The sequence below is a fragment of the Acidobacteriota bacterium genome (assembly GCA_028874215.1).
Lineage (GTDB): Bacteria > Acidobacteriota > UBA6911 > RPQK01 > JAJDTT01 > JAJDTT01.
Genome location: JAPPLF010000086.1, coordinates 1 through 23,506, shown reverse-complemented (window position 1 = coordinate 23,506; position 23,506 = coordinate 1). Strand labels below are relative to the sequence as shown.

General features: G+C 61.1%; 22 protein-coding genes and 2 pseudogenes. 22 read left to right on the top strand and 2 right to left on the bottom strand.

Features of this window, described 5'->3' with window-relative positions; genetic code table 11:
* Window position 1 precedes the first annotated feature (1 nt).
* The 8 genes from OXT71_17135 (at window position 2) to OXT71_17100 (ending at window position 7,853) form a co-directional block, all read left to right on the top strand.
* On the top strand, window positions 2–247 hold the full coding sequence (locus tag OXT71_17135) for a hypothetical protein (protein ID MDE2928120.1): 246 nt from the start codon (window positions 2–4) through the stop codon (window positions 245–247).
* Window positions 244–2,676, top strand: a complete 2,433-nt coding sequence (locus OXT71_17130) for a TonB-dependent receptor (protein MDE2928119.1) — start codon at window positions 244–246, stop codon at window positions 2,674–2,676. Before OXT71_17135 ends, OXT71_17130 begins: the two co-directional genes overlap by 4 nt.
* Window positions 2,677–2,697: 21 nt before the next feature.
* The gene (locus tag OXT71_17125) at window positions 2,698–2,823 is read left to right on the top strand and encodes a hypothetical protein (GenBank protein ID MDE2928118.1); all 126 of its coding nucleotides are present in this window, start codon (window positions 2,698–2,700) and stop codon (window positions 2,821–2,823) included.
* Window positions 2,820–3,800 carry an ABC transporter substrate-binding protein gene (locus OXT71_17120; protein MDE2928117.1) on the top strand — a complete coding sequence of 327 codons (981 nt, stop codon included), beginning with the start codon at window positions 2,820–2,822 and terminating at the stop codon, window positions 3,798–3,800. The genes OXT71_17125 and OXT71_17120 overlap by 4 nt, the downstream gene beginning before the upstream one ends.
* Window positions 3,801–3,811: 11 nt before the next feature.
* Window positions 3,812–4,912 (top strand): iron chelate uptake ABC transporter family permease subunit, encoded by a 1,101-nt coding sequence (locus OXT71_17115; protein MDE2928116.1) that lies wholly within the window; start codon window positions 3,812–3,814, stop codon window positions 4,910–4,912.
* Complete coding sequence (locus tag OXT71_17110) at window positions 4,909–5,769, top strand: ABC transporter ATP-binding protein (GenBank protein MDE2928115.1); 861 nt, start codon at window positions 4,909–4,911, stop codon at window positions 5,767–5,769. The genes OXT71_17115 and OXT71_17110 overlap by 4 nt, the downstream gene beginning before the upstream one ends.
* Before the next feature lie 130 nt (window positions 5,770–5,899).
* Window positions 5,900–7,021, top strand: coding sequence for a sialidase family protein (locus OXT71_17105; protein MDE2928114.1), 1,122 nt, complete (start codon window positions 5,900–5,902; stop codon window positions 7,019–7,021).
* 529 nt (window positions 7,022–7,550) lie between these two features.
* Window positions 7,551–7,853, top strand: coding sequence for a type II toxin-antitoxin system death-on-curing family toxin (locus OXT71_17100; protein MDE2928113.1), 303 nt, complete (start codon window positions 7,551–7,553; stop codon window positions 7,851–7,853).
* Between the two features lie 100 nt (window positions 7,854–7,953).
* Here OXT71_17100 and OXT71_17095 read toward each other — a convergent pair whose 3' ends face one another.
* A complete protein-coding gene (locus OXT71_17095; GenBank protein MDE2928112.1) occupies window positions 7,954–8,937 on the bottom strand; it encodes a hypothetical protein in 984 nt (327 codons plus the stop codon).
* Between the two features lie 512 nt (window positions 8,938–9,449).
* Window positions 9,450–9,656 (bottom strand): annotated as a pseudogene (locus OXT71_17090) (HigA family addiction module antitoxin).
* Between the two features lie 217 nt (window positions 9,657–9,873).
* Between OXT71_17090 and OXT71_17085 the strand changes: the two are divergent.
* The 14 genes and pseudogenes from OXT71_17085 (at window position 9,874) to OXT71_17020 (ending at window position 23,064) form a co-directional block, all read left to right on the top strand.
* Window positions 9,874–10,395, top strand: a complete 522-nt coding sequence (locus tag OXT71_17085; protein MDE2928111.1) for an isoprenylcysteine carboxylmethyltransferase family protein — start codon at window positions 9,874–9,876, stop codon at window positions 10,393–10,395.
* Window positions 10,396–10,520: 125 nt separating this feature from the next.
* Window positions 10,521–11,393, top strand: coding sequence for a phytanoyl-CoA dioxygenase family protein (locus OXT71_17080; GenBank protein ID MDE2928110.1), 873 nt, complete (start codon window positions 10,521–10,523; stop codon window positions 11,391–11,393).
* 80 nt (window positions 11,394–11,473) lie between these two features.
* Entirely contained in the window at window positions 11,474–13,693 is a 2,220-nt protein-coding gene (locus OXT71_17075; protein ID MDE2928109.1) for a PSD1 and planctomycete cytochrome C domain-containing protein, read from the top strand.
* Window positions 13,683–15,164, top strand: a complete 1,482-nt coding sequence (locus tag OXT71_17070; GenBank protein MDE2928108.1) for a DUF1501 domain-containing protein — start codon at window positions 13,683–13,685, stop codon at window positions 15,162–15,164. Before OXT71_17075 ends, OXT71_17070 begins: the two co-directional genes overlap by 11 nt.
* Before the next feature lie 83 nt (window positions 15,165–15,247).
* The gene (locus tag OXT71_17065; GenBank protein MDE2928107.1) at window positions 15,248–15,505 is read left to right on the top strand and encodes a type II toxin-antitoxin system ParD family antitoxin; all 258 of its coding nucleotides are present in this window, start codon (window positions 15,248–15,250) and stop codon (window positions 15,503–15,505) included.
* Window positions 15,486–15,788, top strand: coding sequence for a type II toxin-antitoxin system RelE/ParE family toxin (locus OXT71_17060; GenBank protein ID MDE2928106.1), 303 nt, complete (start codon window positions 15,486–15,488; stop codon window positions 15,786–15,788). The genes OXT71_17065 and OXT71_17060 overlap by 20 nt, the downstream gene beginning before the upstream one ends.
* Window positions 15,789–15,931: 143 nt before the next feature.
* Window positions 15,932–16,183, top strand: a pseudogene (locus OXT71_17055) (DUF1501 domain-containing protein).
* Between the two features lie 471 nt (window positions 16,184–16,654).
* Window positions 16,655–17,026: a helix-turn-helix transcriptional regulator gene (locus OXT71_17050; GenBank protein MDE2928105.1), complete on the top strand. Its 372-nt coding sequence runs from the start codon at window positions 16,655–16,657 to the stop codon at window positions 17,024–17,026.
* Window positions 17,027–17,089: 63 nt separating this feature from the next.
* Window positions 17,090–17,461, top strand: a complete 372-nt coding sequence (locus OXT71_17045; GenBank protein ID MDE2928104.1) for a DUF1501 domain-containing protein — start codon at window positions 17,090–17,092, stop codon at window positions 17,459–17,461.
* Between the two features lie 105 nt (window positions 17,462–17,566).
* Window positions 17,567–17,812, top strand: a complete 246-nt coding sequence (locus OXT71_17040) for a plasmid stabilization protein (protein MDE2928103.1) — start codon at window positions 17,567–17,569, stop codon at window positions 17,810–17,812.
* A gap of 11 nt (window positions 17,813–17,823) precedes the next feature.
* Entirely contained in the window at window positions 17,824–18,258 is a 435-nt protein-coding gene (locus OXT71_17035) for a type II toxin-antitoxin system VapC family toxin (protein MDE2928102.1), read from the top strand.
* A 95-nt stretch (window positions 18,259–18,353) separates the two neighbouring features.
* Entirely contained in the window at window positions 18,354–19,826 is a 1,473-nt protein-coding gene (locus tag OXT71_17030; GenBank protein MDE2928101.1) for a DUF1501 domain-containing protein, read from the top strand.
* A 314-nt stretch (window positions 19,827–20,140) separates the two neighbouring features.
* On the top strand, window positions 20,141–22,066 hold the full coding sequence (locus tag OXT71_17025) for an ATP-dependent helicase (protein MDE2928100.1): 1,926 nt from the start codon (window positions 20,141–20,143) through the stop codon (window positions 22,064–22,066).
* Window positions 22,067–22,185: 119 nt separating this feature from the next.
* Window positions 22,186–23,064, top strand: a complete 879-nt coding sequence (locus tag OXT71_17020) for a hypothetical protein (GenBank protein MDE2928099.1) — start codon at window positions 22,186–22,188, stop codon at window positions 23,062–23,064.
* Window positions 23,065–23,506 lie beyond the last annotated feature (442 nt).

Genomic DNA, 23,506 nt, shown 5'->3' with positions numbered 1-23,506 from the left:
GATGATCGCCTACATTACGGCGGCCGAGACCGAGCGGCTCACGCTCGACCAGGCTTTCGCACGCATGCCGGACGACTTCCCGGGTCTCCGGACGTTCGCCAGCCGGCGGCTCCAAACCGATGAGCAACCCGCCGAGATGCCCGCCAAGCGGCCGCTCTCGGTCTCCCAACATCTGGCGGAAGCCGTCCCGGCGCGCGTTGACGCCGTCGAGGCGCTGCCTCAACCTCGCACGAATGAACACCCATGAAATTCCGATTCCATTTCGCTTGCTCCACTTCCGCGCTACTTGCTGGCCTGCTGGTCGCCGTGCTGACGCCAGCCGCGCTGTCGGCCGACAGCATCACAGGCCGCGTGCTCGACCCCGACGGTCTGGCGGTCCCCAATGCCCGCATCCGGCTCTTCGACCGCAACAGCGGCGAGCTGCGTAAAACGATCAGCCGGGGCGACGGCTCCTATTCGATTCAAGGCGTGCCGGACGGCCGATACCTGATCGAGGCGGGCACCGAGGATGCCGTGTTGAGCGGTCAGCAACTGGTCCGGGTCGAGGGCGCACAGACGGTTGACCTGGAGCTGGAGGTCTCCGGCGCCGAGGTGGCGGTTGTCGTGACGGCGTCGAGCACTCCGCTGACGTTGCAAGAAGTCGCCAAGGCGCTCGACGTCGTCGACTCCGAGCAGATCGCGCTTCGCAATGAGTTCGCCCTCTCGGAAGCCATCCGGAACGTACCGGGTGTGCGGGTGCAGCAGCTCCGGGGCCCCGGAAGCTTCACCACAGTGCAGACCCGAGGCTTGCGCAACCACGACACGGCCGTCCTCATCGACGGGCTGCGCTTCCGCGACGCGGCAGGGACGCACGGCGACGCGACGTCCTTTTTCCAAAACATGAATATCGTCGACACCGAACGTGTCGAGTTCTTGCGCGGCTCCGGCTCGTCGCTCTACGGCTCACACGCGATCGGCGGCGTGATGAATATCAGCTCGAGCCAGGGCGGCGGGCGTCCGCACGGCGAGGTGCGCGCCGAAGGCGGCGGGCTCGGCATGATGCGCGGAGTCGGCCGCATCGGCGGGGGCCTCGCGGAGGACCGCTTCGTCTACAGTGGCGGCTTCTCCCACTTGAACGTCGTCGACGGCTATCGCGGTGGAAGCCCGTATCGGAACAACAGCGCGCAAGGTTTCGCCAAGGTTTCGTTCAATCCGAAGGTTTCATTGAGCGGGCGAGTGTGGGGCTCGGACGCCGTTCTCGGGCTGACCGAGAGCCCCGTTTTCACCGATTCCGTCGTCGCCAACTTCCCTGCGGCAGGCAACGTGCCGGCGCGCCCGCTACCCGATTCCGAGCTCAGCCGCTTCGAGCAGGGAATGCCCTTCGACGCCGGCTCGGCGACCTTCGTTCCCGCTCAAATCGACCCGGACAACCGCAGCGTCTCGTCTTTCCGCGCGACGGCATTGATCTTTCAGCACCAGCTCACGCCGGACGGCTCGTATCGGTTTTCCTACCAGAACGTCGACTCCAAACGCTCCCTCCAAGACGGTCCGGCCGGTCCCGGACGGTTCGATCCGGTGTTCAACAACGACAGCCGATTCGACGGGCAGACGCACACCTTCCAGGCGCGCACCGACCACCGTTTGGGCGTCTACAACCAGGTCACTCTCGGCTACGAGTACGAGGACGAGAAGTACTTCAACTTCAATACCGACGAGAGCCCATCACCGGCCGAAAGCACGATCGACATCGACCAGGCGAGCCACGCACTGTTCGCGCAGAACCAGATTCGCCTGTTGCAGGGCGCGCTGAACGTCTCGCTCTCGGGCCGAGTTCAGTTCTTCGATCTCGGCTCGCCGCGGTTCTCCGGGACGCAGAACCCGTATGACGACACGGAGGTCGGCACCCCGGCCAGCGCTTACACCGGGGACGCCTCCGTGGCCTACTTCGTACGGGGCAGTCAGACCAAGCTGCGCGCCCATGCCGGCAACAGCTTCCGGGCGCCGTCGCTGTACGAGCGCTTTGGGGGCACGTTCTCGTCGTTCTCCGGGGGGTTCAACTACTGGGGCGACCCGCGTCTGAATCCTGAGCGTGCGATCTCGGTCGACGGCGGCATCGACCAGTGGTTGTTCGGCTCGAAATGGCGGATGAGCGGTACGTTGTTCTACACCAACTTGCAAGAGACCGTGATGTTCGATTTCGCCAATTTCCCCGCGAACGACATCTTCGGCCGCTTCGGCGGTTACCGGAACGCCGGCGGCGGCATCGCGCGCGGCGTCGAGTTCAGCACCCAGGTCTCGCCGACGTCCCGCACCGGCATTCAGGCGGCGTACACGTACACAAACTCGGATTCGCGCACCCCGACGATCGGCGCCGACTACTTCCAGATCCCGGGGCTTTCCAAACACGTCTACACGTTGACCGCAACCCAGTGGATTGCGAAGCGGTTCAACGTCACCTTCGACCTGTTCGCCGCCAGCGGCTACATCCTCTCGCCGTTCGGCGCGCGGGGGCGACGCATGCTCTTCGACGGCCCCGTAAAGGCCGACGTTGTCTTCCGGTATGACCTCCCGGTCGCCGATCAGAGAACCCTCGAACTGTACGTCAAAGTCGAAAACGTCTTCGACAACGACATCTACGAGGACGGATTCGGAGCGCCCGGCGCTTGGGCGATCGGCGGGATTTGCTTCAAGTTCTAGACACGACCTGAGAGACGATACATGACCACCGCCGCCCGCACGGGTCAGATCCTGATTCTGCCGAACAACGTGATTCTGACCCTGTCGCACCACGTGATCGCCCTCGTCGAGGGCATGGCCGCGGCGCTCTACCTGGAGGCGGCATGACGCGGCCGACCCAGGCGGCGCTGATTGCGGGCGGGCTGCTTTGCGCAGCTCTCTTCGTCGCAGCCTGGCGTTTCGGCGGCGATCTGGCGCCGTTGTCGGGAACGCGGAAGACCTGGGAAGGCGCGTCGGCAAGCGATCCGTTCCCGCGGACCGCCCGCGACATCCACGGTTTCGAGTTGACGCTCGCCGGCCCGCCGGAATCGCTGGCCTCGCAAGCGCTCGTGACCGACCACTTTCTGTTTGCAGTTGTGCCGCACGAGCGCATCGTTGGGGTCAGCGCCGCGGCGCACGACCCGCGCTACAGTTTTGTGGCGGACATCGTGAGCCGGATGGACGTCGTCGTCACGTCCGACCCCGAAGCGGTTCTGCGCCGAAAGCCGGAGCTGATGCTGGTGGCCGAGTCCGCCCGGGCCGACTACGTGGAGATGACGCGCGCGTCCGGCGTACCGGTCTTCCGCATGCGAACGGTTGCAGAAAACTTCGGCCAGATCGCCAAGGGCCTGGAAACGACAGGCTATTTGACGGGCGAGGACGCCGCCGCCGACCGCGAGATCGGCCGGCTGCGCGAGCGAGTTCGCGCCGCCCGGGCGCGCCGCCCGGCGGACGCCCCCCCGCCCCGCGTACTCGCCTTCTCCAGCTTCTCCTACACCTACGGCGAGGGATCGCTGTTCGACCACATCGTCACCGCTCTCGGCGCCGTCAACGTGGGCGCGGAGCAGGGGATCGGCCCCTACGGCTCCATCAGCAGCGAACACGTCGCCTCCTGGAATCCGGACTGGATCGTTTGCGCCGGGGAGCCGGATTCCATCGAAAGCGTCCGCGAACGCCTGCTGGCGGACCCCGGCGTCACCGTGACCGCGGCCGGCCGGGAGCGCCAAATCCTGGTGGTCGAGAACCGCCGCTACTTGTCCATGTCCCAGCACGCCGTGGGGCTGATGGAAGCCCTCGCCGTCGTGCTCTACCCGGAGGCGAAGTGAGGAGCGAAGCCTTGACGAAGCAACGCCCCGCCGCGGCGGTTGCCGAGCCGGAGCACCCCGCCCACGTGCGAATCGGCCCGGCGCTGGTCTACTTTCCCGTCGTCTCGACGTTGCTGGCTGTGGTGGCGGTGGCGGCGGTTTCGATCGGCAGCACGGACATCGCCTGGAGTACGGTTGTGCGGGTTATCGCCGCGTCGATCCTGCCGGAGGGCTGGGTCGACGTGACCGGTGTCTCTGAAACGGAACGGGTCATCGTTTGGCTGATTCGCATGCCGCGCGTCATCGTCGCCGCACTGGCCGGCGGCGCGCTGGCTATGGCCGGGACGCAGCTCCAGGGCATCTTCCGCAACCCGCTGGCCGAACCGAGCGTGATCGGCGTCAGCCAGGGCGCGGCGTTGGGCGCGGTCATCTCTTTCGTCACCGACTTGGCGATGCGGTCGGCCTTGTGGCTGCCGCTTTGCTCCTTTGTCGGGGCCTTCGTGGCGCTGTTCACCGTCTACTTGATCGCCAGCCTGGGCGGGCGCACGCCCATCGCGACGCTGCTGCTCGCGGGAATCGCTCTTGGCGCCTTGATCAGCGCCGTTTCGTCCCTGCTGATCTCCCTCAGTTTTGTCAACTGGCAGGTGGCGGCTGAGATTGTCTTCTGGATGATGGGCGGCCTCGACAGCCGTACCTGGACGCACGTCTGGATCAGCCTGCCGTTTCTCACGCTGGGTCTGCTCGTCTCGTTGTCGCATACCCGCGACCTGGACCTGCTGCTGCTGGGAGAGGAAACCTCGGCGTCGCTCGGCGTCGAGGTCGAGACCGTGAAACGCACGTTGCTGACGACGGCGGCGCTGTTGACCGGAGCCGCGGTGGCCGTGAGCGGCGTGATCGGGTTCGTGGGCTTGGTGGTGCCGCACATGATTCGGCTGTTGCTGGGCCCGTCACATCGGACCTTGCTCCCGGCCAGCGTGCTCACCGGCGCGCTGTTCCTGATCGTGTGCGACCTGCTTGCCCGCACCGTCCATCCGCCGACCGAGATCCGGCTGGGTATCGTCACCGCGGCGTTCGGGGCGCCATTCTTCCTCTACCTGCTCCGCCGGCGACGGAAGGAGATCGGCTACCTGTGAGTTTGCGATTGGACGGCGCCGGAATCCGGATCGACGGGCGCTGGCTCGTCCGGGACGTGTCGCTCGAAATCCCGCCTGGGCGCGTCACCGCATTGGTCGGCCCGAACGGCTCGGGCAAGTCGACCGTCTTGCGGCTCCTTGCCGGCCTGTGGCGTCCGACCGAAGGCCGTGCGACCATCGGCGGTCAGGGGTTCGACGGGCTGACCCGCCGGAAGCTGGCGCGCCGCATCACCTTTGTGCCGCAGGACACCCGCGTCGACTTCGCTTTCACAGTGCGAGATATCGTCGCGATGGGGCGGCATCCGCACCTCGGCCGCTTCGAATCCCCGACGCCCGTGGACACGGCGGCGATCGAGGCGGCAATCGAGCGAGCCGACGTCGGCCATCTGGCCGATCGCTTGGTCAACGAGCTGTCCGGCGGCGAGCAGCAGCGCGTGCTGATCGCCCGCAGCCTGGCAACACAAGCCGACGTGATCCTGCTCGACGAGCCAACCTCGAGTCTGGACGTGGATCACACGCTCGATACCCTTGCGCTGCTCCGGGAGTTGACCGGCGAAGGCAAAGCGGTCGCCCTGGCGCTGCACGATCTCAATGCTGTCGTCCGCTGGGCCGACCACGCGGGCCTGCTGAACGAGGGCGGCCTGCAGGCCTTCGGTCCCGTGCATGAGGTCCTGCGAGAAGAGTTGGTTGAAGCCGTGTTCTCCGTCCAGGTCGAGCGCCTGCACTCGGCGAGGGGGGTCAAGACTCTGGTCTTTCATCGTCGCAACGGGGACCGGACCGGATCCGAGTCGAGGAACCGCTCGCATCCGGAGCAGTCGCCCATCAACGAAAATCCCCACCAGGAAGGCGAGCGCTAAATGAGCACCGTCCGGGACGGATACCTTTTCATCTGTCAGGTCCTCATCCCACTGGACCTCAATAAATCAATGAATCACTTTCAACTGTCCAACAAGACGGGGTAGCCTCAAAGTTGGGAAGGTACCGCCAATGCCGCACGTTCGGAGAGGACTCCACCTTCTGGTGTTCATCACCGCGACCTCGGTCATGACCCAGGCTGCGGCAGAGTTGGAGGTGCAGGTGACGGCAGCGAGATGCCGTCATCCCAGGGCGGTCGAGGCTCCGGATGGAACCATCTATGTCTACGGGGCGCTCAAGAGCAACGACGGTGGCAGGAATTTCTGGCCGGTGGACGAGTCCGATCCGCCCTTCGGCTCCGTCCTGTTCGCCGAGAAGCTGACCACGCTGTACTGGAGAAAGGGGTTGTTCCTCGGCTTCTATTGGAACGTGACCTGCCGCGAGGCGGGCCGTTGCGTGGGGAGAATGTGGCGTTCCCGCGACGGTTTCAAGACGGTGGAGAAAAAGGACACGGTTCTCATCATTCCGGAGGCGGGATCGGTTCCCGTCGACGATTTCTCGGAAGTCCAGGACCAGCAGAGCTCGACTATCTTCTTTCATCGGGGCATTCGGGAGACGCCGGACGGGACCCTGCTGGCGTGCATGATCGGCAGCTTCGAGGAAGACAACATGCCGACAACGGACCCTCGAAGCAAGATGGAGACCCCCTTCAAGATGAGGTCTTTCCTGATCAGCTCCGACGATCAGGGAGACACCTGGCGGTACTTCTCCACCGTAGCCGCACCGCGTGCCGGAGTGATGGATGATACTGAAGGGTTCAACGAGTGGGCGTTGCTTCCGCTGGACGATGGCCGGATGCTGGCCGTGATGCGGACCGGCCACTACTCACCCATGGCGGCGAGCTGGAGCGGCGACGGTGGAAGAACCTGGAGCCCACCCGAAGACATGGGCCTGGGCCCCGGGGTGGACCCCTATCTGCTGAGACTGAAGGATGGGCGATTGGCGTTGGCCTACGGCCAGTTGGTGCAGCGCAGCGAAGGGAAAAAGGCGGACTGGAAACACGAAGATCAGAGAAGGAAGTGCCAACTGGCGATCAATTCCGACGGTACAGGAAAGGGCTGGCTCGCCACCACGGTTGCCGACTATTCGCGGAGAATGGCCTATCCCACGATCTTCGAAGTCGAGCCCAACGTGATTCTCTACCAGTCGGGTGAGTGTCTCGAGTTGTGGCGGGTGGAGGTGCCGCCGCGGTGATCCAGTGAGCTGAGACTTCAAGGGTCGAAAAGGCACAAGTCGCAGGCCTCTCCATCCGGGCGGTCGAATAGCGGACGGCAGTCAAGAACGCGACAGTCTCCTTCTCGGGTGTGTATAGGCTCTGGGCCGGCGGTCCAAGCTGCCCAGTTTCGGCAGTTCGCTTTGGAGATGAGGAAAAGGGTGACCCTCACCCTGTGATAGCCTTTAGGTGGTCCTGCAAACTAGGAGGTTGGGGTGGTGGCGAAGAAACAAGGAGAGGCGGTAACCAGAGTCACACGGACGAAACGGATTGCCGACCGGCCTGCAGGAACGGACCGGGCGTCGCGCCACCGCATGCGACGTGTTAGCAGGACATCCGAGCGAATCATCAAAGAAATCTCCTCCAGACGCCGTAGGGCTATGAAGGTGCTGGCCAATCGCTAAACGCCACTACCGGATCACCTGGGCCGACGCGATTCGCTGTCACAAGGAAGCGCTCATAGATGGGGGCGCACCTGGGATACTCCGTCAGGAGGCAATCGAGTCAGCGATTGCGCGGCCTTATCACGGCTATCATCGACGCATTCATCAAAAGGCCGCCGCCCTCGTTCACGGCATCGTGTCCAACCACGGTTTCGTAGACGGCAACAAACGTACGGCCGTGTACTTGGTCGAATTGCTGGCTGTGAGGAGTGACTACAGCTTGATAGAAGACGATCTGATACTGGCGGATGTCATTACGAGTGTGGCCACTGGCGAAATGCGCTACGAAGAACTTGTGGAGTGGTTCAAGAAACGCTTGGTGAGATCGCGCCAGAGGAATCTGGGGGCGGATCGGATCGAAGGTGAGTAGAAGTATGAAAAAGGGCAACGCGCGGGACAGCCGAGAAGACGGCAGTCACGTTCTCGTGATCGCGGGGTCCGTTCCAGCGTGTGAAGATCCGCGAATACGATTAAGGAATCTCCGGGCCCAGGAGTTGGACCACCCCGCCTCGATGTTCCAGCAGACCCGTTTTGGGCTCGACCTCTCCCCGCTTCCAGCCATCGAAGGCGCTCACCGGAAGGGTCCACGAAATGTTCTTGGAGAAATCCGTGATGAAGAGCTGCACACGATTCTCCCCCGGATTCAGATAGTGCCAGTCAGAGTTGACGACCAGCAATCGATCGTCCGGCAGCTCCACAGTCCCGACTGCGATCAACAGCGGGAAGTGGGGGGCCGCATCCTCCGGAGTAAAGCTCCACGTCTTCTTCCCGCTCGCATCAAACCGGATCAGGCCGAAACGGCCGCTGCAGAGGGTGGCGCCGTCGCTGAGTGTCTGGGCAAGCGCAGGTAGGCTCGGGACGGGCAGGGAGCGGAGGATCTTGCCGGCGGAATCCACTTCCACGAACCTCTCCTCCGCACGCAGTGCAACCAGGTAATTTCCCTCCGGAGTTCGACGCAACAGGTTGTATCGGGTATGGAGTGTCCCTTCTGCGGGAACGGAGATCCGGTGCAGAACCCGTCCGGTCCCCGATTCCAATTCAAGAATGGCCTGCTCCTGGCTGTTGAGCACCGCCACACGGCCGTTGGGCAAGGGCAGGCAGGTCTTGACCTTGTTCTTTCCCTTGACCCGGTATTCCCACACCGTCTGCTTTTGGCGATTTATTTCCCGCACATAACGGTGTGTTCCATAGAGAAGGTTCCCGTTGGTGAGAGCCCAGCCGTCGTAGATGAGATGGTCGAACTCGCCGGGAGATTGTCCGTTGAGCGGAGGGACCGTGAATGACCAGGAACAACGGCCATCGGATTCGACGATATAGAGCCCTTCCGACGCGACCAGGAGGAAACGCCCGATGCCTTCCTGATCAGGCTTCCCGACCCCGGCCCCCTCGCACCAACCCGTCCCAATGCCGAAAACAACCAGGGCGGAAACCAGCAGAACAACGATGTGTCTCATACTTGAAGTTGATGAGTACCCTTACACGCTACGAGATCGCCGGTCAAATGAAAGGGAGCACGAGCAAGAACGAACCTGTCCCCTTCTCGTGGCGACCGATTCGAGGTGGAGTCGGGCGGGGCGCGCAAACACCTCGATCCAGACCGAGGTGTCAACAAGGTGCAGGGCCGGTCCCGTGCTGAGGCTCGGGTTGGCTGCGCGGTCGGTCGTTGCGCATCTCGGCCAAGCCCCCCTCCCAAAGGCCCGAACCGGCCAGTTGCAAAATGCGACCTGCCTTTGCCCTTCGAACGAATTCCGTCATCGCTCGAGTCACTGCTTTCGAGTAGGTACGCTCGCCGCTGAGCCGTAGGGTTTCTTCCAGAATTCGCTCGTCAAGGACAAGATTTGTACGTTTCACCGGTATGGTATGAATCCACGACGCGGAGGTTGTCAACTGGTCAAGCGAGAAATTGACTGTCCCTTTTTTGTGAGACTTGCGGAGATGCCGATGCTCCGAAGAGCAAGTGGCTCGATCAGGCCGCCACAAAGCGCTCCACCGCGATCTCCTCGGCGCGGCCGCGGGCTTGCCAGAGATCGTAGGCCATCTGCATCCGCAGCCAAGTCTCGGGCGTCGAGCCGAAAGCCTTCGATAACCGTATCGCCATTTCCACCGAGATCCCGGTTCGCCCGTTCACCAACTCCGAAAGTGCCTGCCGCGTGACGCCCAAACCCGCGGCGGCCCGGACCGAAAAGGGGACAGTCCCCGTTTCTTGGTCAGTCCCGAGCGCCGTCCGGCCTTTGCTGCCCAGGCATAGATCATAAGAATCAGCGCGAGTTCCGGTATGCTGAACGAGGGACGAGACCACATGCAAAGTCACGCAGAAAGCGCACGACAACAGGCGCGAAGCCTCCAGGACAACACCTGCCAGACTCGCAGGGTCTCATGACGTGTCTGTGATGGGCGCCCGTGCGCGTGCGATCTTGGGGTCGTTCGTCTTCTTCTGGGTCGCTCCCGGAGTCGTTGCCGGCGTCGGCCCGTACGCACTGTTCGGTTGGACGATGCAGCCGCCTCTGCTCGGCCTGCCGGGCGAGCGCGTCGTGGGTGCCGCGGCGGTTGGGGCGGGTCTGGCCTGCCTGCTGGACTGCTTCGCCCGCTTCGCCCTTGAGGGGCGGGGCACACCGGCGCCGGTGGCTAAGACCGAAGTGCTGGTGGTTTCCGGCCTCTACCGGTACGTGCGAAACCCGATGTACGTCTGCGTGCTGATCATCATTTCAGGCCAGGCGCTGCTCTTTGGCCACGTCGTGCTGTTCGCGTACGCCGGGGTGGTGTTGGTCGCGTTCCACCTGAATGTGCTGTTCTATGAGGAGCCGATACTCCGTCGAAGATTCGGAGGGTCATACGAGGCCTATTTGCTGAATGTGGGTCGATGGTGGCCACGTCTGACGCCATGGCGCGGTTCGGATCCGTCGGCCTCCTGACGACGGCGGCGATGGTCACCTTCTCGGAGTATTTTCGCGAAGCAGATCGTGTAGTAGGCTGTTTGACCAACGAAAACGCTGCCTGGCAGTGGCGCTTCCACTACGGTTTTCTTGGGGCATGAATTATGAAAAGCAGTTTCTCAAGCGGTAGAGAGCTGACGCCTTCGGAACTGGAATTCCACGTTGGAGAACTGGGGGAGCAGGGGTACACCATCATCCCGGACGCTGTCGACGCCGAGTACCTGGCTCCAGCCATTGAGGCGGCCGAAGACATCTACCAACGGGAGAGCGAGATCGCTCTGCGCCTGGGAACTTCGTCCGAGCACTGCTGGTCCGCCCACTGCATCGTGGGCAAGCACCCCTTCTTCGAAACCTTTTTCCTGAACCCGCCGGTTCTCTCCGTGTGCCGTGAGTACCTGGGTGAGGACATGGTCCTGTACGACACGACGGCGCGTTCCATTCGTCCCAGCGAGGGCAGGGAGCCCGGGCGCGGGTTTCAGATTCACGCCGACCGGTCTCCGTTCAGCATCGTCCCCTTCGAGGGCGGAAAGCACTACCCGATGGCCATCAACGTCGCCTGGCCGGTTGTGGACTTCACGGCCGAGAACGGCGCTACCCTGGTCTGGCCCGGCACTCACAATTCCTGCCGGATCCCCGACCCGGATGCCGACACCCCGGGATCCCACCAAGCGGTCGTTCCCGCGGGTACCGCCATCGTTTGGGATGCGGCGCTTTGGCACGCCAGTGGCATCAACCGCAGCAACCACGAACGGCATTCCATCCTGGCCTTCTTTCATCGCTGGTGGGTCAAGGGGATGATCGACAACGCCCGCGTCATCCCGCAGAGCGTGCAGGATCGCCTCCTCCCGGAAATGCGAAAGCTGCTGGGCCTCGAGGAGACCATCCCCGAGTACACGGAAGTTCGCGCTCTTTCCCCGGAACAGATCAAACGACTGACTCCCTGGGAAAAAGACGTGCTGGGGATCGGGACTTACTGATCGCCCACACGTCTGTTCGCCTGGTGGAATTCGTCCCACGATCCAACATAAAATCCCAAATACAAGCGTAAGGTCATCGCGTGTTTGTATTCGCAATCGTTCTCAGCCTGCTCGGCGCCCCCGAGGAACCCAGTCAGGACCGTATCAACTTCTTCGAGAAGAAGATCCGTCCGGTGCTGGCGGAGCGCTGCTACCAGTGTCACTCGGCGGAAGCCTCCCGTGCGGGAATGCTGTTTGGGAAACTGCGGCTCGACACGCGGGAGGGTGTCGAGCAGGGCGGATCGCGCGGCCCCGCCCTCGCGCCGGGGCGACCCGATCAGTCGATTCTGATCGAGGCCCTCAGGCACACCGATCGCAGTCTGGCAATGCCGCCCGGCGGCAAACTGCCGGACTCGGTCATCGCTGATTTCGTCAAGTGGGTGAACCTCGGCGCGCCCTATCCGGGAGATGCGCAAGCCGCCGATACGGAGAAGATGGATCTCGAGTCAGGTCGGCGCCACTGGGCCTTCCACCCCCTGCGTACAGTCGATCCGCCACAGGTCTCCCCAGCCAGTCCGGATGAGGTCGCGTGGACCGACTCGCCCATCGACCGTATCCTCCTCGCCAAGCTGCACGAGATGCAGTTTCAGCCCGCACGGGAGGCCGATCGGCCCACGCTGATTCGCCGGGCCTATTTCGACCTGATCGGTCTGGCGCCGGCGCCCGAAGAAGTCGAGGCGTTCGTTCGAGATCCTTCTGCGGATCCCTTTCGCGAACTCGTCGACCGGCTGCTCGCCAACCCGCACTTCGGGGAACGGTGGGGACGGCACTGGTTGGATGTGGCTCGTTTTGGCGAGAGCAAGGGAGCCAATGAGGGGGACAACGCAATTCGAGAGGACGCGTATCGATACCGCGACGCCGTGATTCGCGCCTTCAATGACGACCTGCCTTACGATGAATTCGTCCGCTACCAGGTTGCCGGCGCTCCGGAAGGACTCGCCGCCGCCCGGCGGGACCTGGGCATGTTCGTTCAGATGGGAACCAACCTGAGCACGACCGAAAACCCCAATGAGCGCAAATTTCACCGCCTCGACGACATGGTGTCGGCGACCGGGCAAGCATTCCTTGCCCTGACGGTCGGGTGCGCCCGTTGCCATGACCACAAGATCGACCCCATCACCGCCGAAGAGTATTACCAGTTGACGGCCGTATTCTTCGACCAGGCCGAGGAGGAGCCGGACGCAGGCGGCAAGTTCGTCGCCCTGGAGGTGACCTCACCTCATCTTCTTGCCGGCGGCAGTTGGGGGCGCCCCGTCAAGCCGGTCGAACCGGGGTTCCTGCGGGTCTTGATGCGGAACGGCCGTAGCGCGGAGGATTGGCGGCCCCGTCCCGAGGCCGCCGATGGCTCCGAGGCCGCCAATGGCTCCGAGACGAAGATTGAATCGCCGAAGCTTCGGATGCTTGCCAACTGGCTCACCGACGCGGAGCACGGCGCCGGCGGATTGCTGGCCCGGGTAATCGTCAATCGTCTCTGGCAGCATCACTTCGGGCGCGGCATCGTCAGCACGCCGAATGATTTCGGCAAACTCGGCACCGAGCCCACGCACCCCGAACTGCTGGATTGGCTCGCTTCCGAACTCATCCGAGAGGGCTGGCGACTGAAGCCGATCCACCGGCTGATCATGAACAGCGCCGCCTACAAACAGGCGGCCGGCGCCAATTCGGCTCAGGCCCAAAACGATGCGTACAACGAGTACCTGTGGCACCGCAGGCCGGTGCGCATGGAGGCGGAAATCATCCGCGATCACATGTTGAGCATCTCCGGAGCTCTTCGCACCGACCTGTACGGGCCCAGCATTCCCATCGGCAACCGCAAGAAGCCTTTCAAGGACACGCCGGACACCTGGCGTCGGTCCGTTTACCTCATGGCGGCGCGCTTGAACCTCCATCCGGTGCTGAAGATCTTCGACCCGCCGGACAACATGCAGAGCATCGGCCGTCGTGACATCAGCACGACCCCGAGCAGCACGGCGTTCATGCTGAATGCGCCGTTCGTCTGGGAGCAGGCGGAGCGCTTTGCGCAACGGGTGCGGGACAGGGTCGGAGACGACCCCGGCCGGCAGATCGAGGCGGCCTACGGAATCGCTCTTTCCCGGCAACCGACCGCGGAGGAACGCGAGATCGGCCTGTCGTTTCTCGGTCAACGGCGCGCCGGCGCGTTGGAGGAAAGCGGGGACACCGGGTCCCCGGATGCTCCAATCCCGTTGGTGCAGTACTGCCATTCGCTCATGAACCTGAACGAGTTCATCTATGTTCACTGACGCAGCCTGCGGAGTTCGGCCGCCTGGCCGGGACCGCCGCGGGTTTCTCAAGGAACTCGGCCTGGGCAGCATCGCGCTGGCCAGCCTGATCGCGGATCAGAAGGCGAGCGGCGCGCCGGCCCTGCCGGCGGTTGATCTCAGCGATCCGCTTGCCCCCCGGCAGCCGCACATCACTCCCAAGGCAAGGAACGTCATCTTCCTCTTCATGGTCGGCGGCGTGAGCCAGATTGAGACGTTCGATCACAAGCCGCTTCTGAAAAAGTACGCCGGAAAAGAGGCGCGAGAAATCTTTCCCAAGGAAGACCTGGACGGCCTGAATCCGTCGAAGACGTTCTACGACACACGCATCGTTCCTCCGGTGTTCTCGTTCAAGCGCTACGGCCAGAGCGGCGCCTGGGTCAGCGAGATCTTCCCGCACCTGACGAAGGTGGTCGACGACATCACATTCATCAAATCGATGCATGCCGATACCCCGATTCACGGGCCCGGCCAGATTCTCATGCACACGGGCTATTCCAGGCAGGGCCATCCCAGTCTCGGTTCCTGGGTGACCTACGGGCTGGGGACGGAAAATCGGAACATGCCGGGATTCGTGGTGATGACGGACGGACGTTCCGACGGCGGGCGCGCGCTTTACGATTCCGGGTTCCTCCCCGGTTACCATCAGGCCACGCTGGCGGACGTCACGCCCGGGAATCCGCCGGTGCCGCACATCGAGGCGCCGGCGTTTCTGAACCCGGGGCAGCATCGCCAACAGTTGGGTCTGTTGCGGAAGTTGAATCGCCTCCACCGCGGGATGCATCCGACGCAGCCCGAGCTCGACGCGCGCATTGCCGCGTTCGAGACGGCGTTTCGCATGCAGATGGAAGCGCCGGGGCTCTTCGATATCCGGAATGAGCCGGCCTCGGTGAAGGCGCTCTACGGCGACACCGACTTCGGGAGAAAGTGCCTGATGGCGAGACGCATGGTGGAGAGCGGCGTCCGCTTCGTGGAGATTCTCGACGGCGCCCACGGGCGGAAATGGGACGCCCACGGCAACCGCGGCGGGCTCATCAAGAACCACCGCACCAACGCGGCGCGCACCGATCAGGGCGTCGCGGCCCTCATCATCGACCTGAAATCACGCGGCCTGCTGGACGAGACCCTCGTCGTCTGGGCCACCGAGTTCGGCCGCACGCCGTTCGAGGAGGCGGACAGGTCGCTGACAAAGACGACCATCGGCCGCAGCCATCACCATTACGGCTTCACCATGTGGATGGCGGGCGGAGGCGTCAAACGGGGGATCACCTACGGCGCCACCGACGAACTGGGCATGCACGCCGTCAAGAACCGAGTCTCGCATCACGATTTTCACGCCACCATCCTCCACCTCCTGGGCCTGGACCACGAACGGCTCACCTACCGCCACAACAGCCGCGATTTCCGCCTCACCGACGTCTACGGCAACGTCGTCCACGACATCATTACGTGACCGTTCCTCATTCCCGGGAAATGCCTTCCCGATGCTGCGTGATCTATGGTGGGAACGTAGACTGTGCAGAATTGGAGGCCAACATGGGGACTACCCGCAAGACAATCACTGTTACCGACCAGCAGGACAAATGGATCAAGGCGCAGATTGATGGCGGTGATTTCGTCAATGACAGTGAGTATATCCGTGATTTGATCCGGCGTGACCAAACCCGCCAGTCCGAGATTGATGTGATACGGAGCGCGTTGATCCGAGGCGAGGAAAGCGGACAACCACAGGCCTTCGACGGCGACGTCTTCAAAGACCAAATGGCTGCCAAGCATGCCCGAAAGGGTCGCTGAATATCGATTGGCACCGGAAGCCAAGCGCGATTTGGAAGCGATCTGGCTCTATTCACGCGAAGAGTGGGGGCTGAAACAGGCCAACCGTTACACGGATGAATTGACGGATGCCTTTGCTCAACTTGCCGTTAGTCCTCAACTGGGCACAGCTTGCGATCACATCCGCAAAGGTTACAGCCGAAGCAGGGTAGGACGACATTTGGTCTACTGCCGCATAACCGATTACGGAATCGCCGTGATCCGTATATTGCACGATCGGATGTTACCGGCGCGGCACTTGTAGGGACCCAAGTCCTGGCCGCCACTTCTTGTGCGCCGTGAAAAGGCGCTGCTTCTCAGTGGACGCGCGAGAAGGGGGCAGTCACCCTCTCTGTCCTGTACTCGCTGTTCGAGGAGGCGGACAGGTCGCTGACGAAGACCACCATCGGCCGCAGCCATCACCATTACGGCTTCACCATGTGGATGGCGGGCGGAGGCGTCAAACGGGGGATCACCTACGGCGCCACCGACGAACTGGGCATGCACGCCGTCAAGAACCGAGTCTCGCATCACGATTTTCACGCCACCATCCTCCACCTCCTGGGCTTGGACCACGAACGGCTCACCTACCGCCACAACAGTCGCGATTTCCGCCTCATCGACGTCTACGGCAACGTCGTCCACGACATCATCGCCTGATCAGCCGAGGAGGGGCGACTTTCCAATCACCCTCTGGGAGCGGCGACTTTCTTGTCGCCGACTTCCGTGCGCTGTCAGCCATACAAGAAGGGAACACTCACCTCCTCTCTCTCGTAGGGTCCCTCAATTGTGCTAAAGCAATCAGATTGAACCAAAATAAAGCGATATGCTATATATATTGAGGTCGCGAGCAGGGCGAATATGTACCGGTTGACGATACGGAAGCACGCCATCAAAACCCTGCGAAGAATGCGATCTCGGGATGCTCACCGCGTGCGGGTCGAATTGGACAAGCTAGTCCACAATCCCAGTGCCCGGGACGTGGACGTCACACCGTTGCGGGGCCGTCCTGGCTTTCGGCTGCGGGTGGGCCCGTGGCGGATCATTTTTGAGCAGAACGAAGAGGCCCGAGTCATAGACATCCTGCGCATCGGCCCACGCGGCGATATTTACAAAAACTAGGAGGGGGCCATGACCAAACCACAAGTTATCCTCGACGATGGCGGGAACCCGGCATTCGCCGTGATCCCGTGGCGGGAGTACACTCGCTTGGCGATGTTGGATGTCGCCGCAGGGCTAACCGACGAAGAGCTTTACGATCACGCCAAGTCCGTGGGGGGAGAGTCTTTTCCAATCGAGTTGGTGGATCGCCTTCTGGCGGGAGAGAACGCTGTCAGGGTATACCGGGACCATCGCGGCATGACTCAGAAGCAGCTCGCCGGTGCCGCTGGTATCAACCCCCTCTATCTGTCACAAATAGAGAGGGGCGTCCGCACCGGCTCGGCTCGAACCTTGGCCGCGCTCGCCGAGGCGCTCGGCGTCGACGTGGACGACCTGATCTGATTCACATGGAGATTTATCAGGAGAAGGGGACAGCCACCCCCTCACTGCGAGCCGTATACACCACTGCCCCACCTTCTCGAGCCTGCGCGGCATCATGCAAGCGGCGGCTTTAGGGAACGGTCACGTTCTCGTTCTGATCTCGGCCGCACGGCAATGGAGGAGGCGCGTACGGAGGAATCCCTCGGCCGCGGCCATCACCACTATGGCTTCACCATGTGGATGGCGGGCGGCGGCGTCAAGGCAGGGATCACCTACGGCGCCACCGACGAACTCGGAATGCACGCCATCAAAAACCGAGTCTCGCATCACGATTTTCACGCCACCATCCTCCGCCTCCTGAGCCTGGACCACGAACGGCTCACCTACCGCCACAACAGCCGCGACTTCCGCCTGACCGACGTCTACGGCAATGTCGTCCACGACATCATCGCCTGATCGGGCGAAAAGAGGCGATTGCCAAAATGCGCAAATCTTGGTCTTGATTGCAATGCAATCACGGCATAGCTTACGTACGGAAACTGAAGAAGTGGAGGCGTAGCGATGGCGAGCATTACGATCCGCAAACTTGATGACGAGGTTAAAACACGGCTGCGCATCAGGGCGGCCGAGAACGGGCGTTCAATGGAGGAAGAAGCACGGACCATTCTGCGTGAGGCGGTTGACATGGAGGCAACCCCGAAGAAGGGGCTGGCCGCGGCGCTCCAGGAACTGTTCAGGCCCTTTGGCGGTGTGGAACTGGATATTCCGCCGCGCGAACCGATGCGTGAGCCACCTGGATTCGATTGAGGGGGCGGCTGATGATTGTTCTGGACACCGATGTCGTCTCCGAGTTGATGCATGATAATCCATGGCCCGCTGTTTTTGATTGGGTGAACGACCAGTTGGTGCGCAATCTGTTCGTGACGGCGGTGACCGAGGCGGAGATCCGCGCTGGCATCGCTTTTCTGCCCGAAGGCAAGCGGCGCCGGGGTCTCGCAATTGCGGCCGAACGCGCCTTCAGCGAGTTGTTCTCTGGTCGCGTGCTGCCTTTCGACGGCGAGGCGGCTCGCTCCTATGCGCAGATCGCTGCGCAGCGGCGCAAGGCGGGCCGACCGATTGCACAGGCCGATTGCCAAGTCGCTGCCATCGCCCATTCTCGGGGCGCGGCGGTGGCGACAAGAAATGTTCGGGATTTCGAGGGGACAGGGATCGATGTCATCGACCCCTGGGTGGGCAGAAGAGCTATTCCGTGAAACAAGGCGCACTCTCTCTTACTCTTAAGGGGACAGTCATCTCCTCTCTCCTGTACAATACCGTCACACCTTCACGAGCCTGAGCAGGTTCATCCATGTTGACTGACGCAAGCTTTGGAACTCGACCGGTTGGTTGGGACCGCCGCGGATTCCTCAAGGAACTCGGCTTGGGCGGCATCGCCCTGGCCAGCCTGCTCACGGACCAGACGGCGAGCGGTGCGCCGGCCATACCCCCAGGTGACCTCAGCGAGCCGCTCGCGCCCAAGCAACCACACTTCGCCCCCAGGGCGAAGAACGTCATCCTCCTGTTCATGGTCGGCGGCGCGAGCCAGCTTGAGACCTTCGATCACAAGCCGCTTCTGAAAAAGTACGCCGGAAAACTGGCCCGGGAAATCTTCTCCAAGGAAGACCTGGAGGGCCTGAACCCGGAGAAGGACTACACCAACACCCGCATCGTTCCGCCGGTGTTCTCGTTCAAGCGCTATGGCCAGAGCGGAGCTTGGGTCAGCGAGATCTTCCCGAACCTGACGAAGGTGGTCGACGACATCGCGTTCATCAACTCGATGCACACCGATTCGGCGATCCATTCCACCGGCCAGATCCTCATGCACACGGGCTATTCCGTACAGGGCCACCCCAGTCTCGGCTCTTGGGTGACCTACGGGCTGGGGTCGGAGAACCGGAACATGCCGGGATTCGTGGTGATGAAGGACGGCCTTCCGTCCGGCGGGCGCGCGCTTTACGATGCTGGATTCCTTCCGGGGATCCACCAGGCCACGCTGGCGGACGTCGAGCTTGGAAAGCCGCCCGTGCCGCACATCACGGCGCCGGAATTCTTGAGCCGAGGCCAGCAGAGCAAGCAATTGGATCTGGTGCGGAAGTTGAATCGCCTCCACCGCGGCATGCACGCCACTCAGCCCGAGCTCGACGCGCGCATCGCGGCATTCGAGACGGCATTCCGCATGCAGATGGAAGCGCCGCAGCTCTTCGATATCCGGAACGAACCGGAGTCGGTGAAGGCGCTCTACGGCGACACCGACTTCGGGAGGAAATGCCTCACGGCGAGGCGGATGGTGGAGAGCGGCGTCCGTTTCGTGGAGATTCTCGACGGCGCCCAAAGGCGATGGTGGGACGCGCACGGCAACCGCGGCGGACTCATCAACAACCACCGCAAAAACGCGGCCCGCACCGATCAAGGCATCACGGCCCTCATCATGGACCTGAAGTCACGCGGTATGCTGGACGAGACTCTCGTCGTCTGGGCCACCGAGTTCGGCCGTACCCCGATGGAGGAGGCGCGTACGGAGGAGTCCCTCGGCCGCGGCCATCACCACTACGGCTTCTCCATGTGGATGGCGGGCGGCGGCGTCAAGGCAGGGATCACCCACGGCGCCACCGACGATCTCGGCATGCACGCCATCAAGGACCGCGTCTCCCACCACGATCTCCACGCCACCATCCTCCACTTGCTGGGCCTGGATCACGAGCGGCTCACCTTCCGCCACAACAGCCGCGACTTCCGCCTGACCGACGTCTACGGCAACGTCGTGCACGAGCTGATTGCCTGATCGGGTACTGGTAAGTGGAGGCTGATCCGACGATGCTGAGCCAGCATTAATTCTAGCTCGTCCTCTTCTGAAAACTCAGGTGTTTCGGAAATCGACAGCGTGGGATACGCGATTAGTTGCTTCTCAATGCGGTCTATAGAAGTCCAATTGAGGTCCATTTTTGATTTTTTACGAGGTGCCGGGCGACGCACTGCCAGGAACATCTGGCTCTACGATGTCAGACTGAGGCCGTGTTCGCCGATCAGTTTGCATTAGATTCGACGAGATACTAGTTCGGGAAGGTTGTTTGACGAATATTCGTTGAGGGATGAACGATGAGAAAAAAAGAAGCCCCTTGGCTGGAGGGAATCGAAGGTGAGGAAGCTCGGGAGTTGATAGAGTCGAACTCCCCGGTGATTCGAGTAGTTGCGGGGCCCGGTTCCGGGAAGACCACCTGTCTAAAACGACGTACCAGAAGGCTTATTGAGGGGGACGGAATCAACCCGACAACAATGTTCGTCGGGACATTCACAAGGGCAATCGCTAGCGAGCTGAAGGAGGCGCTTGGACGAGACGTCAGAGTCTCGACTTTGCACTCGCTAGCTTACGATCTACTCCGAAAGAATCCAGCTGCCTTGCGGGGTATGAGGCTTCGCTTCCTTCTGAATTTCGAACAGGATGCTTTGCTCTACGACATCGAAAAAGCTGCGCGTTCAATCGGAAACATTTACGCGCGCCGAGAGGAACTACGTCTTTTGCAGGCAAGTAGATCGCAACGGGCAAACTACGTGAACGCAGCTTTCGCGGGCGCCGTGACGCGTTGGTTGCAACAACATCGCTCAATGTTGATTGGTGAGGTCGTATTCCTGTGCGTATTAGGTCTCGAAAGCGAGGATATTCCTTCCGGTGAATTCCACCATGTTGTAATTGACGAATACCAAGACCTAACGGCAGCGGAACAGGAACTTGTGGGTCTGGTGTGGTCGCGCAAGGGTTCGCTGACAGTCATGGGTGACAATGACCAATCGATATACGGGTTTCGATTTAATCACCCAAAGGGTATCTCCGACTTCCACAAAGCCTGGCCAGAGTATGAGTGCATCGATTTGACTTTCTCCAAGAACCGCCGCTGTGGTAGCCAGATTCTATGGGCCGCGAACCTCATGATGGCCGAGGCGGGCAGCACTAAGCCGCGTATGCTTCCGCAGAGTGGACGTCGAGGCCGACTAACTCTTGTTCAATGGGACACACTTGATGATGAAATCCAGGGTTTGGCGAATTACATAGGTTCCCACTCTGGCGAGTCCTTTCTAGTTCTCGTTCCCCGACGTTTCATCGGATACCGCATTGCAGAGAGTGTTGGCGAAGACGCTAGGACTGCATTTACTGAGGAGATTGTGGAACATCCAATCGCGCAGGAGGCCTTCACCGCGGCTTCCCTATTGGCGGATTCCGAAGACTGGGTAGCTACTCGTGTATGGCTGGGTTTTCACGGAACGGAGCCAAAGCAAGCTGTTCGTAGAAACGCGTTGGCATACTCTGGTCTATCGCCAGATGTTGGAGGCCACGAACTGATTCGCGGAATTGCTAGTGGCGACATCAGTGTATCCCACGCTGGCCAAACTCATGTTAAAAGGAGAGCCCAAAAAGCAATTAAACTGATTGAGCAAGGCTTGGATCCAAGCGAGGTCATCGACCTTATATTTTGTCCGGCATCGGCCGAATTAGAGTCCGACCCTGAGAAACAAAGGTGGTTGGATAAAGATCTCCGAGAGTTGCGTACAGCAGCACGTAAGCTGCTTGCTGCCCAGGACACCCCAGACTTAGGCAAAATTCTTAATTCAATGAGGTACAAGATAGCTACGAGGGCTCCCTTGACGTCAGATCGCGAGGAGCCACGCGTTAGGATCATGACGCTTCACTCCGCCAAAGGACTCGAGGCTGACAACGTCATAGTTGCAGGGGTTGCTGACCAACTCATGCCGGGCCGGGAGAACAAGAGCAAGGTTGTTGCGGAACAACGCCGGCTACTCTATGTGGCGGTCACACGTGCGAAAGATTCGTTGATTGTTTCATGGTCTAGACGAGTTCGTTTCGACGACTTGATGAAGAACATGGGCAGAACCACTGACGGGATAGTTACGATCAACGGCGTGAGATGGGCTAGGACTTCCCGAAGTTCTTTGTTGCCGCAGGGACTCACTGGCGTAATTGCCGGGAATCAATGGCTCTCCGCAAACCAATGGCGCGTTCAAGGATGAGCGAGGACATATGATAGGAGGAGATAGGAACAGTCACCTGTTCTTTACTACAGTCAGAGGGAATTTAAATACATTGGCCCCCCTTAACTGTAGAACAGTCAAGAAGGGATGGAGGATTTATGCAGATCTCAAGATTGGAAGGGGATAAGTGGGCGGAACGTACCGCCCGAATCGGTTTTCCTATTCTTGTCGAATATGCTCAACAGTATCGCCGCGAGATCACCTATGGCGAGTGGCAGGACAAGATCGTCCGACGCGAATTGGGAAATTCGACGGTTCCAGCGGTACGTTATGGCCATCCAGCTGGAAGGATTGGTGACGTGTGCAAAGAGTACGCGGCCCGGAAAAAGGTGACCAAGCCAGTACCACTGATCAACCTCATGGTTGTGAACGAGAAATCACGAGTGCCCGGCGCCGGTGCAACCGAGTACCTGAAGCACTTTTGTGATGTCCGGGGTATCAGCTTCAATCCAGAGCGCTGCAGCGTTCGGGAGAAGCGGGCAATTATCGAGCATGCCCTGGAGGAGATCTTCGACTTTCCGCATTGGGGGGACGTACTGAGAACATGTGGTCTGGACGAACCGAAGAAGCCCCACTCGCCGAAGCGTCCACATCCCCGGTCTGGCGGATGGCACACCGGTCCGGAAAGCGAAGCACACAAGACTCTGAAACAACAAATCGCCGTTACTCCTGCAATAGTTGGTGTGAAGACGGATGAGAATGGCGTAGAGGAGCACGTCTTGTGGTCCGGTGACAAGGTTGACGTTTACTTCGCAAAGACAGCTGTGGCTGTCGAGGTAAAGACCGCTGATGCCGGATTCAGCGAGATCCATCGTGGCATTTTTCAGTGCATCAAGTATAGGGCTGTCTTGCGGGCTCAGCAGGTTTATGATCGTGAGATCCCGACTGCGGACTGTCGACTGGCACTCGGCGGTGTACTTCCAGAGGAGCTCCAGGACATCGCGAAGCTCTTCAAGGTTCGTGTGGTGTCATGCTGAGAGAGAATGAGATGATATTGGCCATGGCCTTGCTACGCACAGGATGTACTATTGAAGAACGGTCAATAATCGGCGGGTCATTCTGCCCCCGACCTACAGTGGCAGAAGGGAACAGTCCTCTTCTCGCGTGTAGTCAGTTTAGGTCCTTTTCGTCGCGACCGCACCTGACACGATGCTCGGTAGATCGCCGACTATCGTATGGAGATCGGTAGAAAACAAACTTTCAAGCGGCGACTCTCCATAGCCAAAAGCCCATAGGAACAGTTCTGCTCCCAATGCAGAAGGCTGACAGACAATTCCACTGGCAGGCGCAGCTCGGAATATGAGCTTAAGTGAGACCTGATCGCCGAATTGCCATTGACCTTCGATAAGGCCGTCCAAATACAAGGGGAATTATATCTAATGCTTGACACCCCCGCTTCATTCATGTAGACTCTTTCCA